This is a genomic window from Paenibacillus sp. UNC496MF, from assembly GCF_900113915.1.
In the GTDB taxonomy this organism is placed as follows: Bacteria; Bacillota; Bacilli; order Paenibacillales; family Paenibacillaceae; genus Paenibacillus_Z; species Paenibacillus_Z artemisiicola.
Genome location: NZ_FORE01000005.1, coordinates 446,088 through 460,621 on the forward strand (window position 1 = coordinate 446,088; position 14,534 = coordinate 460,621).

The 14,534-nt window shown below is 61.6% G+C and carries 15 protein-coding genes; 1 reads left to right on the forward strand and 14 read right to left on the reverse strand.

The features are described 5' to 3' along the window. Positions 1 to 47: 47 nt before the first annotated feature. On the forward strand, positions 48 to 1,640 hold the full coding sequence (gene serA / locus BMZ79_RS06975) for a phosphoglycerate dehydrogenase (RefSeq protein WP_090637930.1): 1,593 nt from the start codon (positions 48 to 50) through the stop codon (positions 1,638 to 1,640). A gap of 278 nt (positions 1,641 to 1,918) precedes the next feature. Here the strand turns inward: serA and BMZ79_RS06980 are convergent, their stop codons facing one another. From BMZ79_RS06980 to ribE, 14 genes are all read right to left on the reverse strand, one after another. Then, positions 1,919 to 3,340 (reverse strand): HAMP domain-containing sensor histidine kinase, encoded by a 1,422-nt coding sequence (locus BMZ79_RS06980; protein WP_090637933.1) that lies wholly within the window; start codon positions 3,338 to 3,340, stop codon positions 1,919 to 1,921. Then, positions 3,341 to 4,057, reverse strand: a complete 717-nt coding sequence (locus tag BMZ79_RS06985; RefSeq protein ID WP_090637935.1) for a response regulator transcription factor — start codon at positions 4,055 to 4,057, stop codon at positions 3,341 to 3,343. Between the two features lie 94 nt (positions 4,058 to 4,151). Beyond that, positions 4,152 to 5,411, reverse strand: coding sequence for a cytochrome c biogenesis protein CcsA (gene ccsA / locus BMZ79_RS06990; protein ID WP_090637938.1), 1,260 nt, complete (start codon positions 5,409 to 5,411; stop codon positions 4,152 to 4,154). After that, positions 5,408 to 7,072 carry a cytochrome c biogenesis protein ResB gene (locus BMZ79_RS06995; protein WP_090637940.1) on the reverse strand — a complete coding sequence of 555 codons (1,665 nt, stop codon included), beginning with the start codon at positions 7,070 to 7,072 and terminating at the stop codon, positions 5,408 to 5,410. The genes ccsA and BMZ79_RS06995 overlap by 4 nt, the downstream gene beginning before the upstream one ends. A gap of 19 nt (positions 7,073 to 7,091) precedes the next feature. Next, entirely contained in the window at positions 7,092 to 7,619 is a 528-nt protein-coding gene (locus BMZ79_RS07000; RefSeq protein ID WP_090637943.1) for a redoxin domain-containing protein, read from the reverse strand. 95 nt (positions 7,620 to 7,714) lie between these two features. Continuing rightward, positions 7,715 to 8,455: a pseudouridine synthase gene (locus BMZ79_RS07005; RefSeq protein WP_090637945.1), complete on the reverse strand. Its 741-nt coding sequence runs from the start codon at positions 8,453 to 8,455 to the stop codon at positions 7,715 to 7,717. 166 nt (positions 8,456 to 8,621) lie between these two features. Further along, on the reverse strand, positions 8,622 to 9,158 hold the full coding sequence (locus tag BMZ79_RS07010) for a spore maturation protein (RefSeq protein WP_090637948.1): 537 nt from the start codon (positions 9,156 to 9,158) through the stop codon (positions 8,622 to 8,624). After that, complete coding sequence (locus BMZ79_RS07015; RefSeq protein ID WP_090637951.1) at positions 9,151 to 9,855, reverse strand: nucleoside recognition domain-containing protein; 705 nt, start codon at positions 9,853 to 9,855, stop codon at positions 9,151 to 9,153. Before BMZ79_RS07015 ends, BMZ79_RS07010 begins: the two co-directional genes overlap by 8 nt. 41 nt (positions 9,856 to 9,896) lie before the next feature. After that, positions 9,897 to 11,042: a D-alanyl-D-alanine carboxypeptidase family protein gene (locus tag BMZ79_RS07020; RefSeq protein ID WP_090637953.1), complete on the reverse strand. Its 1,146-nt coding sequence runs from the start codon at positions 11,040 to 11,042 to the stop codon at positions 9,897 to 9,899. A 140-nt stretch (positions 11,043 to 11,182) separates the two neighbouring features. After that, a complete protein-coding gene (ytfJ, locus tag BMZ79_RS07025; RefSeq protein WP_090637956.1) occupies positions 11,183 to 11,641 on the reverse strand; it encodes a GerW family sporulation protein in 459 nt (152 codons plus the stop codon). 82 nt (positions 11,642 to 11,723) lie between these two features. Further along, complete coding sequence (locus BMZ79_RS07030) at positions 11,724 to 12,437, reverse strand: DUF2953 domain-containing protein (RefSeq protein ID WP_218154665.1); 714 nt, start codon at positions 12,435 to 12,437, stop codon at positions 11,724 to 11,726. Between the two features lie 55 nt (positions 12,438 to 12,492). Then, complete coding sequence (gene scpB / locus BMZ79_RS07035; RefSeq protein ID WP_090637960.1) at positions 12,493 to 13,191, reverse strand: SMC-Scp complex subunit ScpB; 699 nt, start codon at positions 13,189 to 13,191, stop codon at positions 12,493 to 12,495. Beyond that, on the reverse strand, positions 13,157 to 13,939 hold the full coding sequence (locus tag BMZ79_RS07040) for a segregation and condensation protein A (RefSeq protein ID WP_090637963.1): 783 nt from the start codon (positions 13,937 to 13,939) through the stop codon (positions 13,157 to 13,159). Before BMZ79_RS07040 ends, scpB begins: the two co-directional genes overlap by 35 nt. 103 nt (positions 13,940 to 14,042) lie before the next feature. Continuing rightward, a complete protein-coding gene (gene ribE / locus BMZ79_RS07045; protein ID WP_090637965.1) occupies positions 14,043 to 14,513 on the reverse strand; it encodes a 6,7-dimethyl-8-ribityllumazine synthase in 471 nt (156 codons plus the stop codon). Positions 14,514 to 14,534: the final 21 nt, after the last annotated feature.

A 14,534-nucleotide genomic window follows, 5' to 3' on the forward strand; every position in this document is an offset into this window, starting at 1 on the left:
GCTTCTACTATATATCCATCATACAAACGCTCAGGAGGCAATCCAACATGTTCAAAGTTTTGGTCTCAGATCCGATCAGCGATTTAGGCATTCAGAAGCTCGTGGATGCGGAGGACGTGACGGTCGACAAGAAGCCGGGCCTCAGTGAAGACGAGCTCGTCGCCATCATCGGCGACTACGATGCCCTGCTCGTGCGCAGCCAGACGCGGGTCACCGCGCGGATCATGGACGCCGGCAAGTCGCTTAAAGTCGTCGGACGCGCAGGCGTCGGGGTCGACAACATCGATTTGGAAGCAGCCACGCAGCGCGGCATCATCGTCATCAACGCGCCGGACGGGAACACGATCACGACCTGCGAGCACACGTTCGCGATGATGATGGCCGTCGCCCGCCACATTCCGCAGGCCTACCTGAAGACGGTCGGCGGCGAATGGGACCGCAAGTCCTTCCTCGGCGTCGAGCTGCGCGGCAAGATCCTGGGCGTCCTCGGGATGGGGCGCATCGGCAGCGAAGTGGCCAAGCGGGCCAAAGCGTTCGGCATGGAAATTTGGGGCTATGACCCGTTCCTGACGGAAGAGCGCGCGGAGAAGCTCGGCATCCGGCTGTCCAGCGTGGACGACATCGTGCGCAACGCGGATTTCATGACGGTGCACACGCCGTTGACCCCGGAGACCCGCCACATGATTTCCCGTCCGCAATTCGAGGTCATGAAGAAAGGCATGCGCATCGTGAACTGCGCGCGCGGCGGCATTATTGACGAGCTGGCCCTCGTGGAAGCCGCCGATCAGGGGATCGTCGCCGGCGCCGCCTTCGACGTGTTCGAGGTCGAACCTCCGGCTGCCGACCATCCGTTCCTGAACCATCCGAAGATCATCGTCACGCCGCACCTCGGCGCCTCCACCGTGGAAGCGCAGGAGAACGTCGCGATCGACGTCTCCGAGCAAGTGCTGAACATCCTGCGCGACAAGCCGTTCCTGAACGCCGTGAACATGCCTCCGATCCCGGCGAACGTGCTGAACAAGCTGCAGCCGTACTTCGGCCTCGGCGAGAAGCTCGGCAGCTTCGTCTCGCAGCTGATCGAAGGCGCCGTCGAAGAGATCAGCGTGAGCTACGCCGGCGAGCTGGCCGAAGTCGACACGCAGCCGCTCACCCGCTATATCGTCCGCGGCGTGCTGTCGCATCACCTCGGCGCGGAGCAAGTGAACGTCGTCAACTCGCTGCACCTGGCGAAGGACCGCCACGTCAACATCGTCGTGAGCAACTCGCATGCCGCGCGCGACTTCACGAACTCGATCACCGTCGTTCTCCGGTCCAAGACGGCGACGCGCCTCGTGACGGGCACGATGCTGACGGGCTACGGCCCGCGGATCGTCCAAATCGACCGGTTCACGGTCGACGTGGCGCCGCAAGGCAACCTGATTCTCGTCTCGCATAACGACAAGCCGGGCATCATCGGCAGCGTCGGCACGCTGCTCGGCGACAACGGCGTCAACATCGCAGCGATGCAGGTCGGCCGGGAGCTCGAAGGCGGCGCCGCGATCATGGTGCTTACCGTGGACAAAGGCGCCTCGAAAGAGCTGATCGCGAAGCTCGTCGAGCTGCCGGATCTGAACAAAGCCAAAGAAATCAACCTGTACTAATCCTCGCCGCGGTACTGCGGCCGGATGCCGAAAGAGCGCCTTCCCCTCGAGGAAAGGCGCTCTTTTTAGCCCATTTCGGCGTTTACGGAAATAAAATGTTTCACGACCAACAAGATTAGTCTACTTCCTTCAACAAGATGCGACGCGAATGGCGAACCGCGGCCGCACGGCTCCGGCGCATGAGTCGCGTTCGTCGATAGAACGGCAAAGGCGCTTCTCGTACGGAGAAGCGCCTTTTGCCATTCGCTCGCGGCGACGATTCGCTGCGCAGCGAACGTTTATTTCGCCGGTTCGACGGGCAGCAGCAGCGTGAACGTCGTGCCGACGCCGACCGTGCTTTCCGCCCGGATGCGGCCTTTATGCGATTCGACGATGTTCTTCACGATGGCGAGGCCGAGCCCCGTACCGCCGCTCGAAGCGCCGCGCGTGCGCGCTTTGTCCGCCTTATAGAAGCGCTCGAAGATGAACGGCAGATCCTCGCCCGGGATGCCCTCGCCTTCGTCGCGAACCTGGATCTCGACGTACGCTTTCCGGTCCGCGACCGTCTGGCGGGCGCCGATCCGAATATGCGCTTCCGCCGGCGTATGCCGGAGCGCGTTGCTCAGCAGATTCGTGAGCACCTGCTCCAGCCGGTCTTCATCCGCTTCGGCAAGGACGAGCGGTTCCGCGGCCATCTCGAGCTCGAGCTGAATGTTTTGCTCCTTCGCCAAGCCTTGGAATTTGCGGTGCACGCGCCGGAGCAGCCCGGTCAAGTCCGTCGGCTCCAGCTTCATCTCCAGATGGCCCGCTTCCATTCGCGCCAGGTCCAGAAGATCCTTCACGAGCCGGCCCATCCGCAGCGATTCCTCGTAGATGACGTGGGCCATTTCCTTCCGTTCTTCCGGCGAAGCCGCGATATCGTCGAGCAGCGCTTCGCTGTACCCTTGCAGCATGGACAGCGGCGTGCGAAGCTCGTGCGAGACGTTCGCGACGAAATCGCGGCGCAGCTTCTCGAGCTTCGACTCTTCCGTCACGTTGCGCATGACCGCGACCGCGCCGCGCACCGTTTCATTCGACTTGAGCGGCGCCATGACCACCGACCAGACGCCGCTCTGCACGTGCACCTTATCCGTCAGATCGCGGCCTTCCCGCAGCACCTTGCGATACAAATCGAACAAGGGAGCGGGTACCTTGGAATGCGCCTTTTGTTCCTCGGACCATTCCAGCTCGTTCCAGCGCTCGATGAGCTGCTGACCGTGCGGATTGGCCAGGATCACTTGGCCCGCCGCGTCGAACGTCACGACGGCGTCCGCCATGCTCCGGTGCACGCTGGCCAAGTGCTCTTTCTCGTGATTCAAGTCGCGGATCAGCGTATCGAGCTCGGCCGCCATGTTGTTGAACGTATTGGCCAAATCGCCGATTTCGTCGGAGGAGCGGATCGGCACCCGGGTCCGGTATTCGCCCTGGGAGATCAGATCCGCCGCCTTCTTCATCTGCAGCAGCGGCTGCGTAATCTTGGTGGACAGGAAGAACGCGAAAAACGTGGACAGCAGGAAGCCGATAATCGCCGTGTAGACGAACAGCACTTTAACGGCGTGGGAATTATTGAACGCGATATCGATGTACTGCAGCAGGAACATGCCGAGAATAAGCAGCACCGCCGCCACGAGAGCAATGATCGTGAGCCAGAGCTTGCCGACAACGCTGCGCCAAATGACCACTTATTTGGACACCTCGAGCTTGTAGCCGACGCCCCATACCGTCGTGATCATCATGGCCGCTTCCGGCGATACCTTGTTCAGCTTCTCGCGCAGCCGCTTGACGTGGGTGTCCACCGTGCGCAGGTCGCCGAAGAACTCGTAGTTCCACACGTCCTTCAGCAGCTCCTCGCGGGAAAATACTTTGTCCGGCGAAATGGCGAGGTAATGGAGCAGCTCGTACTCCTTCGGCGTAAGGCTTACTTCCTGGCCGCCGGCCATGACCCGGTGCGCGTCGTGCTCGATGATGAGATGCGGAAACACGATGTTGTTGCTCGTCATCGTCTCCTTCGTCAGGAACGCCGTCGCCGACGAGCGGCGCAGGATCGCCTTGACGCGGTAGATCACCTCGCGCGGGCTGAACGGCTTGACGACGTAGTCGTCCGCGCCGACCTCGAAGCCCTGGACGCGGTTCATCTCCTCGCCCTTCGCCGTCAGCATGATGACCGGCGTCGACTTCACCTGGCGAAGCCGCGTGCAGACTTCGATGCCGTCGATGCCGGGCAGCATGACGTCGAGCAGGATCAGATCGAACTCGCCGTGCGTCGCCATTCGGAGCGCCGTTTCGCCGTCCTCCGCTTCCTCGATGCGATAGCCTTCCTTCTCCAAGTACATTTTGAGCAGCCTGCGGATCCGTTCTTCATCGTCTACGACCAGTATGCGGTGAAGTTCTTCGGACATGGAGCATGTCTCCTCTCGAATGGCGAAGAATCGCCTGTAATCGTGCCGCAGGCGCGCGCCTGAAGAGACGCGCGCCTGGCATTCCTTGCTTCTATTATACACCCGCGTACGAGTGCAAACCGACCAGTACGAGATTAACCCCGATCAGCGTGAACATGACCACGACGAAGCCGATCACCGCGAGCCAAGCGGACTTGGAGCCGTGCCAGCCGCGCGACAGGCGAAGATGGAGATATGCCGTGTAGTACAGCCAGGTGATGAGCGCCCATACTTCCTTCGGGTCCCAGCCCCAGAACCGCGACCACGCGATATACGCCCAAATCATGGCGAAGATCAGCGCGCCGAGCGTGAAGATCGGGTAGCCGATCGCGATGGCGCGATAGCTGATTTCGTCGATATCGTCCTCGTCGATGCCGTCCATGAGCGGATGGATGGCCGCCCCGACCCGCTTGCGGAGGATCAGGCGCAGGAGGCCGTACAGGATCGAGCCGTTGATGACCGACCAGGTGATCGTGTTCAGCTTGCGCGCCGCGTCGACGCCCTTCATCCAGTGCGGCGTCTCGAACAGCGGCTTGTCGAGGCCGAGGAACGAATCGATCGCTACGACTTGGCTGTTGTACGGCTTGAAGATCGGCGGCAGCGAGTACTCCACCGTGTTGACGGTCGAATTCTCGACGCCGCTGTCGTCGATCGTGACCGTCTCCTGCTTGAAGCTCGCTTCGTAGCCCGCGCCGCGGAATCCGAAGACGGAGCCGATGAAGGCGATGATGACGATGATGACGTACAGCGTGAACTCGACCCAGCGCTGCTCGCGCTTCGCTTTCTCGTCGGTTTTGCGGAAGTCGACCGTGCGCAGCAGGTACATGAGCCCCGCCGCGAAGCCGACGGCGAAGAATGCTTCGCCCGTCGCGGCCGTCGTGACGTGGATTTTGAGCCAGTACGATTGGAGCGCCGGGATGAGCGGCTGCACCTCCTGCGGGAAGACCGCCGCGTAGGCGACGATGATGACCGTGAGCGGCAGCGTGAACAGGCCGAGCAGCGGCTTGCGGTAGATCGCTTCGACGATGATGAACGCCGCCATGATCGCCATCGCGAGGAACGACATGAATTCGTACATGTTGCTCGTCGGGATGTGACCGCCGCCGGCCCAGCGGGTGAAGAAGAACGTCAAATGCGCGGCGAAGCCGAGCAGCGAGACGCCGAACGCGATGCGTCCCCACTTCTTGACATGCTCTTCCGGGCTGCGCTTGCTCCACTTTTTGCCCAGGGCGGATACCCCGTAGAACAAAAATCCGAAGCAGTATAGAAAGAATGCGACGATGAACGCGTCGCTGCTGAAATCAAGCAAACTCACGTTTTGTTCCTCCCGTTATCGAGCGACTTCGGCTCTACGACGATGCCCATGCCGCGCAGGGCGGACGCGAGCTCGGCACGCATGCCGTAATTGTTCTTGTTCGTATGGGCGCCGAGCGTGACGCGGCCGCCGTCGAGGCGCAGCCAGATCCGGCGGTGCTGCCAGTACGAGCCGATCAGCAGGCCGAACATCGAAATGCCGGCGCCGACCCATATGTAAGGCATGGCGCGGTCGTAGCGGATGTTGAGCGAGCTTTCGACCGGCGCGAATTCGACGCCGTCCATCGTGCCGACCTTCAGCTCGAAACGATCCGCCAGCTTGCCGTTGATGACGTCCTGGCTGAACCGTTCCTTGTCCGTCTGCTTCGGGAAATACATGTACGGCTCGCCTTGCGCCGGCAAATCCGGTCCCTTCAGCACGAAGACGAACGCCGGCGCGTTCGGTTCCCGCGATTTCGTCGTCGGCTGGCCTTGATCGTTCAGCGCGAAGTCCATGTAGGATTGACGCAGGTCGAGCGTGTACGGCCCAAGCGAGTAGCTGAGCTGCGGATTGCGCATGTCCAGCTTGAACGGCCCGTACGTCTTGCCCGTCTTCTTGTCGACCAGGACGGGATTGACCGCTTTCAATTTCGGCGTGTCGTCGAAGCCGAATTGATACGCCTTCAGCCCTTTGTACGTCAGCGGATCGTTCACGAGAATGTCGTGGTTCGCCACGGTCGTCAGCTTCGGCTGCTTCGACGGATCGTCGCAGTCGGCCGAGCACGTGTAGAGCACGGCTTTCGTCTTGTACAGCTTCGCGCGCGCCGTCCCCTGCAGCTCCTTCGGGAGCTCCGCGTCGGTGTAATAGTCGATGGTGAACTTCTCGTTCTTGATGTAGTACGCCGTTTCCGGCACTTTGACCGTTTCGCCTTCCGGCACGGTGACGTAATTGTCCATCTCCCAGCTCGGCAGCGTCCGCAGCAGCACGGCCAGCAGGAACACGATCAGCCCGATATGGTTGATGTACGGTCCCCAGCGGCTGAACCGGTTCTTCTCCGCGAGCAGCGCGCCGTCTTCCAGGTGCACCTTGTACCGCTTGCGCTTCAGCTGGGCGGCCATCGAAGCCGTCCACGCATCCGCCGGACCTTCGGCCTCCCCCGCGTACACCGTTTTCTGACGGGTCAGAAACTGCGCGTGCTTGCGGATCTGCTGCTTGTTCAGCGCGCGGTACAGCGGCAGGACGCGGTCGAGGCTGCAGATGACGAGCGAGGTGCCGATCATGACGAGCAGGCCGATGAACCACCAAGATTCGTACGTATGTGAAAAACCGAGCTTATAATACCATTTGCCGATCCAGCCGTACCGCTGCTCGTAATACGTGCTCGGATCGAACGAGATGAAGGCGTTCTCCTGCGTGAAAATCGTGCCGATCATCGCCGCCAACAGCGTGATGACGATAAGCCGGACGGCCACCTTCACCGACGAGAAGAAGTTCCATACGCGGTCGATCGGCGACGGGTTGCTCTTCTGCGAACGCCGGGCGATGCCGTCGTAGCGCATCTCGAGCGGGGCGTCGCTCTTCTCCTCTTCGGGATCGAGCGGATAGCCGCAGTTCTCGCACAGCACGGTCCCCGTAGGATTCTGGTGACCGCACTGGCATTTCGTGTTCTCAAAAGCCGACAATGCAAAAAACCTCCTCCGACTAGGACGCCAGCAGTTTCGTGATGCGCTCGTCCATGTCCTGCTTGCCCATCGGTCCGATAAAGACGTCCATAATCGTACCGTCTGGCTTCACGAAGAAGGTGGTGGGATACGACCGAAGCCCGTATGCGCGTTCAATCTGCCGGTTGTCGTCCTGCAAAATCGTATAACTGACGCCGTATTGTTCGATGAAATTGCGGATTGCCAGCTTGTCCTCGCTCAGATTGACGCCGACGATTTCGAACGGCTTGTCCGCATGCTTCTTGTACTGTTCTTCCAAATCCGGCGTCTCCGTCACGCAGCCCGGGCAGAAGGTCCCCCAGAAGTTCAGGACGAGCGCCTTGCCCTTATAGTCCTCGAGACGGTGCGTCTGGCCGTCCAGGTCCAAAAGCGCGAAAGAAGGCGGCGTCTGGCCCTTGCCGGGCAGTCCGCCGCTGCTCGCGAACAGCGAGTTGCCGATGGCGTAGCCGCCGAGCACGAGAACGCCGAGGAAGATCAGCACCTGAATGAGTCTGCGGTTCTTTTTCATTGCGTTTCACCGCCTGTTCCTTAGCTGCAATGCTGCTGTTTGTCGTATTTCCATTATAACGAAAATCGGACGGCAATCGAGATTGCCGCCGCCCGTTATTTTTGAACTTTATGTGTCTTGACGGCCGCCGCGCGGAGGTCCTGCACTTCCTTCGGCGTCAGATGCCGGAACTTGCCGCGGGCCAATCCGTGCAGGCCCAATTCGCCGAAACGGATCCGGCGGAGCAGGATGACGGGATGATGGATGGCGTCGAACATGCGGCGGACTTGGCGGTTGCGGCCCTCGTAGATCGTAATGGTCACGGTCGCCTGATTCTTCTCCGTGTCGACGTCGTGGTATTCGACCTCGGCCGGCGCCGTCATCCCGTCCTCGAGCAGGATGCCCTGCTTCAGGCGCTCCAGCGCGGAGCCGTGGGGGACGCCCTTCACGGTCGCCCAGTAGGTCTTCGGCACGTGATGGCTCGGGTGCGTCAGCAGGTTCGCGAACTCCCCGTCGTTCGTCAGCAGCAGCAGTCCTTCGGTATCGTAATCCAGCCGGCCGACGGGATAGACCCGCTCCTTGATGCCCGGCAGGTAGTCGGAGACGATTTTGCGGCCCTGCGGGTCGCTCGCGCTCGTGATGACGCCTTTCGGCTTATGCAGCATCAGGTACAGCTTGCTTTCGCTTTTGATCCGCCGGCCGTTGACGGTAATGACGTCCGTCGCCGGATCGGCTTTGGCGCCCAAGGTCGTGACGGTCTCCTCGTTGACCTGAACCTTGCCGGAGAGGATCAGCTCCTCGCATTTGCGGCGCGACGCCACGCCGGCCTGCGCCAAAATTTTTTGTAAACGTTCCACTCGATTCACCTCACCCCCCATCATACCCTAAATCGACACCGGAAAGAAAGTGCGCGGACGCCACGGACTTCCAGTCCCATGCAAAAAGCCCCGCGCGCGCGGGCATCCGGGGACGGACGCCGGTTGCGGCGGGACTAGCGCGCGGGTATGTAAATTCTCGGTGGCGTTACGGGCCGAAGACGAACAAACAAATGATGATGGCGGCAAAAAATCCGACCAGGTCCGAGAACAACCCGACTTTCAACGCGTATTTGCTCTTGCGGATGCCGACCGCGCCGAAGTACACCGTCAGCACGTACAGCGTCGTGTCCGTGCTCCCCTGGATGGTCGACGAGATCCGCCCGATCAGCGAATCCGGGCCGTACGTCTTGATCAGCTCCGTCGTGAAGGCGAGCGAGCCGGCCCCCGTCAACGGCCGGAGCAGGCCGAGCGGAAGCACCTCGCTCGGAATGCCGAGGCTGTCGAACAGCGGGCGCAGCAGGCCGGCCATCATGTCCATGGCTCCGGAGGCCCGGAACATGCTGATGGCCACCATCATGCCGACGAGATGCGGGATGATGTTGATGGCCGTGCCGAACCCGTCCTTCGCGCCGTCGATGAACGACTCGTAGACCGGCACGCGCTTGAACGCGGCGTACAGCGGAATGAACACGATCATGAACGGAATGAGCCACGCGGAGAACGCCGTTACCCACTCATACAACGGCCTCACCCTTTCCTTGACCGAAGCTTCCCGCCGCCGTTCCCGGCGGCGGCTGCGGCAGGCCCGCGCCTCCGCCGCGCGCCGGCGGGCCGTCGCGGCCGATATCCTTCGGCGGCTTGCGGTTGTACCGGTGGCGGTACCAGCGGTCCGCCGCGATCGCGGCTGCCGTCGCGACGAGCGTCGCCGCCAGCGTCGTGCCGACGATCTCGGCGGGATTGACGGAGCCGTACGTCATGCGGATCGCGATGAGCGTCGTCGGCACCAGCGTGATGCTCGACGTATTCAGCGCCAGCAGCGTGCACATGGCGGCGGACGCCGTCTCCTTGTGCGGATTCAGCTTCTGCAGCTCCTGCATCGCCTTGATGCCCATCGGCGTCGCGGCATTGCCGAGCCCGAGGATGTTCGCGCTCATGTTGCTCATGATATAGCCGAGCGCCGGATGGCCCTTGGGCACGTCCGGAAACAAAAACCGCACGGCGGGCTGCAGCAGGGCGGCGATCTTGCGAAGCAGTCCCGCATCCTCGCCGACGCGCATGAGCCCGAGCCAGAACACCATGACGCTGATCAGGCCGAAGCTGACCGTCACCCCGCTTTTGGCGCCTTCGAACGCCGCTTCCGTGAGCGCGTCCATGCGCCCGTTCAAGATGGCGGCAACGAAGCTGGCCGCGATGAAGAATAGCCAAATGAAATTTACCATCCGCCGCCTCCTTCCCCAAAGTCGCGACGCGCGGCAAAACCTTACCGGATGGCTTCGGTCTCCCGTTGTCCGCCCGCGCGCAAAGCCGCTCGTCCGCCCGCCGCCCACGCCGGCTTATCCGGCAGGCCGATCCGCGCGCCGTTCGGATCGTACACGGGCGTCGAGCCGATTTTCTCGTCGCCCACGAACCAGTCCAACGAACCGCGTTCGCCGAGCAGGTACGCCGCGGTACCGGCGCTCACGAGCGTCAGCTTGCTGCGCAGCTGCTCCTTCTCGCCTTCGGCGAACGGATAGCGCAGCGTCCGGCCGACGGCGAGCGGATACCCGCTGACGGGTTGTCCCTTGTGCGCGATTTCGCTCAGCGGGTAATGATCGAAGCCGAAGCTCAGCATCCGCTGGTGGTCGTTCCAGTCGTCGCGGTCCCGCAGCGTGACGGCGACGAGCTGCTGGCCGCCCCGCGACGCCGAGCTGACCAGGCAGCGAAGCGCCTTTTTGGTATAGCCGGTTTTAACCCCGTCCGCGCCCTCGTACATCGACAGCATTTTGTTTTTATTTTTCCACAGGTAATCCCACTTGTCGTTCGGGTTCGGCGCCGATTTGTGCTTCGTCTTGACGATTTCTTTGAACACCGGGTTTCTCAGCGCGTAGGCGGTCAGCTTGGCCAAGTCGTTGGCGGAGCCGTAATGGCCCTCCGCGTCGAGGCCGCTCGGGTTCATGAAGTGCGAATTCGCCAGACCCAGCATCTCGGCCTTGTCGTTCATCAGATGAACGAAGCCCTCCTCGGACCCGCCCACATGCTCCGCGATCGCGGTTGCCGCGTCGTTGCCGGAACGCAGCATCAGCCCGTACAGCAGGTTGTGCAGGCTCATCTTCTCCCCGCGGCGCAAATAAATCGACGACCCCTCTTTGCCGGCCGCCCGAACGCTCGTCTCGACCATGTCGGACAGGTTGCCGTGTTCGATCGCCACGATGGCGGTCATGATCTTCGTCAAGCTGGCGATCAGCATCGGCTTGTCCCCGTTGTGGCTGTACAGGATGCGGCCGGACTCCACGTCGATCAGCGCGGCGCCCTCCGCTCCCGTCTTCAATTCCGGCGCCGGTTCCGCGGCCGCCGCCGCGGCCGGAAGAAGCAGCATGACGGACGCCGCGACGGCGGCGAGTCTGTTCCTGATGCAGGCGAGCCTCATAGATGTCCTCCTTCGGATGTCGGTACTCGTCTTGTACAAGTATATGAAGCGGTGCAAGATATATCCCATATCGCGGCTAAAAAAAGAAACCGCCCCGGATCGGACGGTTAGTCGGTAAAGCCGCAGCCCGCCGTCGGCGATTAACGGACGTCCATGCTGTCGATCAGCACGGAATCGACCTCGGCCGCGGACGCATGGTCTTTCTTGAACATGGTCTGGATCTTCTCGAACACTTGCGGCGCGGAATCGATCACCCGCTCCATGAGATGCGTCTGGTTGTCGAGCGGCACGATGCGGACGCCGTGGGTGCCGACGACCAGGAACGCGATCGGGGTGATCGACACGCCGCCGCCGCTGCCGCCGCCGAACGGCATTTGCACGGCCGCGTTGTGCATGTCGGTCCCGCTCATTTTGTTATGCTCGCCCATGCGGATGTCGCTGCCGCCCGCCACGAAGCCGAAACCGACCTTGGAGATCGGCATGATGACGCTGCCGTCCGGAGTCTGGACAGGATCGCCAACTATGGTATTTACGTCCACCATTTCTTTGATGTTTTCCATGGCCGTCTGCATTAGGCCTTGAATCGGATGGTCGTTCATCGATAAAGTCCTCCTCGGTTCGAAAATCGGTATGCTCTCCTTGCCGTTTCTAGCGTGCCCCCGCCGGGGCCGCATTATGTAATCAGCCGCGCAGCAATATCCGTTGCCAACCGGCGAGTCCACCCGGCACGCCCTTGGCCACCTTTTTCATCTTCACCGCGAGCCGGATGCCGGCATAGAAGGCGTAACCGAACGTGATTTTAGCCGTAAACTGCCCTTCCGTGGAGAAATGCGCGCTTTGGTAGACGGGCTGCACCGAGAGCTCCGGATCCGTCTCGAGCCGGATCAGCTGCGACAGCACGCCGATCGCGGTCGTCTTCACGGACCAAGCCGTGCCGGTCGCCATCGCCGTCCACATCGCGTCGCCCGTGCCGACCGCGCTCGCCCATTTCCATTCCGTGATCCGCACGTGGTTCAGCGTCCGGCGCACCCAACCGAGCAGATCGTCCGTATGCCGCAGAATCGCCTGCGTCCAGCTGATCGAGGCCATAAAGCTCTTCGGATCGACGTGCGACGTATCCGCGTTCGAGTTGACCCCGCCGATGTTGGCGGCGGTCAGCTCGCGCTTGAGCTCCAGGCCGATGCCCTTCGCCTTTACCTCCGGCAGCTGCCAATGGTAATGCACGAGGCCCATCAACGCGCGAATGCGCAGCTCGGCGTCGTCGTTCTCCCCCACCCGCTTGATATGGCCGCTGATGACGACCTGCGAACTCGCGATAACGAGCAGAAGCAAAAAAAAGAGACCTGCCGCGATCATCCATCCGAACGGGTAGCCGAGCATGGCGTTTTCCCCCATTTCCCTACTTTGGTCGGATATAGTATGACCTTGCGGACAAATCTCATTCGGGTTGTTACGTTTCGGACGCCGGCTCCGGTTCGCGCTCCGGCTTCGGGTCTGGCTCCTCGGGCTCGTCGCGGCCATCGTCGCCCAGCTCCGCCTCGAGATCGGCCATCGTCATGTCTTCGATCGTCATCTGGCGGCCCTCCAGCCGCTCGAACAGCAGTTGGGTCTGGTCCTCCAGATCGTCGACCGCGATGGACGAAGGCTCCGGCAGCGCGTCGAGGCCGGACAAGCCGAAATAATCGAGGAACGACTTCGTCGTGCCGTACAGAATCGGACGCCCGATCTGCTCCGCCCGGCCCACCTCTTCGATCAAATCCTTGCCGACGAGCGACTGGATCGCCCGGTCGCATTTGACGCCGCGGATTTCTTCGATCTCCACGCGCGTGATCGGCTGCCGGTACGCGACGATGGACAGCGTTTCGAGCGCCGCCTGGGACAGGCTCGAGCGCGTGGGCGAATACGCCATCCGTTCGAAATACGGCGCGTGCTCGGGATTGGTCGTCATCCGGTACGCCCCGGCGACCAGGGATACTTGGATGCCGCGCTTCTTGGACCTCAGGTCCTTCGTCAGATCCTTGGCCAGATCCGCGGCGACCCCGGCCTCCAGCTGCAGGATGTCCGCGAGCTGCTTGGCCGTCAGCCCTTCGTCCCCCGCCATGAACAATAACCCTTCAATAATCTGCTTCAACTTCGAATAATCCGCCATCAGCCGTTTCTCCCCTCCAATGCACCACAATATCATCAAATAGGCCGTGCTGGAAACAGCGAATATGCTTCATCTTCATCAGTTCAAGCAGCGCCAGGAACGTCACGACGATCTCGTGCCGGCTCATGTCCTCCCGGATCAGCTTCGAGAAGCGGACGGTTTCGAACTCCCGCAGCACGTCCACGATGTCGCGGATCCGGTCCTTGACCGAAATTTCGTCGCGATGGATCGTCGCGATGACGTTGCGCCGGGACGCCTTGCGCAGCGCCTTCTGGAACGCCGCGATGAGGTCGCCGACGCTGAGCCCCTTGACGGGGTTCTCCGGCACGACCTTCATGAACGGCGTCATATCCTCCGGCTCCTTCGTGTAGACGAGGCTGCGCTCGAATTCCTGCTCCCGGAGCTGTTCCGCGATTTGTTTGTATTTGCGGTATTCCACGAGCTTCGCGATCAGCTCGTCGCGCGGGTCCAGGCCGTCGTCCGGCCATTCCTCGAAGTAGTCGTCCTCGATGACCGGCGGCTTCGGGAGCAGCTGCTTGCTCTTCATCGACAGCAGCGTTGCCGCCATGACGAGGAATTCGCTCGTGACCTCCAGCTCCAGCTCCTGCATCGCATTCAAATATTCCATGTACTGATCCGTAATCTCGCTGACGGATATTTCGTGAATGTCGATTTCGGCTTTGTCGATCAAATGAAGGAGCAAATCCAGGGGTCCTTCGAACGATTCCAGTTTGTACGTCACCGTCATGCTGCAAGCCACTCCCGCCAATGATTAGTTAAAGATCGGCCGTATTGCCGCCGCGCATCGCGACCGGCCTTGCGTCCGTTCGGCCCGCCGGCCGTCGCGCGGCTTAGCCTTGAAGCGTCTTCGTCAGGTTCGCCATTTCGATGGCGGTCACGGCCGCTTCCCAGCCTTTATTGCCCGCTTTCGTGCCCGCGCGCTCGATCGCCTGCTCGATGGAGTCGACCGTCAGGACGCCGAACACGGTCGGCACGCCGGTTTTGAGCCCGACGGCCGCCACGCCTTTGGCCGCCTCGTTGCAGACGTAGTCGAAATGCGGCGTGGATCCCCGGATGACGGCGCCGAGGGTGATGACGGCGTCGTATTTGCCGCTTTCGGCCATCTTCTGGGCGATGAGCGGAATTTCGAACGCGCCCGGTACCCAGGCGATGTCCACCTCGTTGTCTTCCGCGCCGTGGCGCTTGAACGCGTCGAGCGCGCCGCTCAGCAGCTTGCTGGAAATAAACTCGTTGAAACGGCCCACGACGACGCCGTATTTCAGTCCCTCGGAAATTAAATGTCCTTCGAATACGTTTGGCATGATGCTGTCATCCTCTCTGAA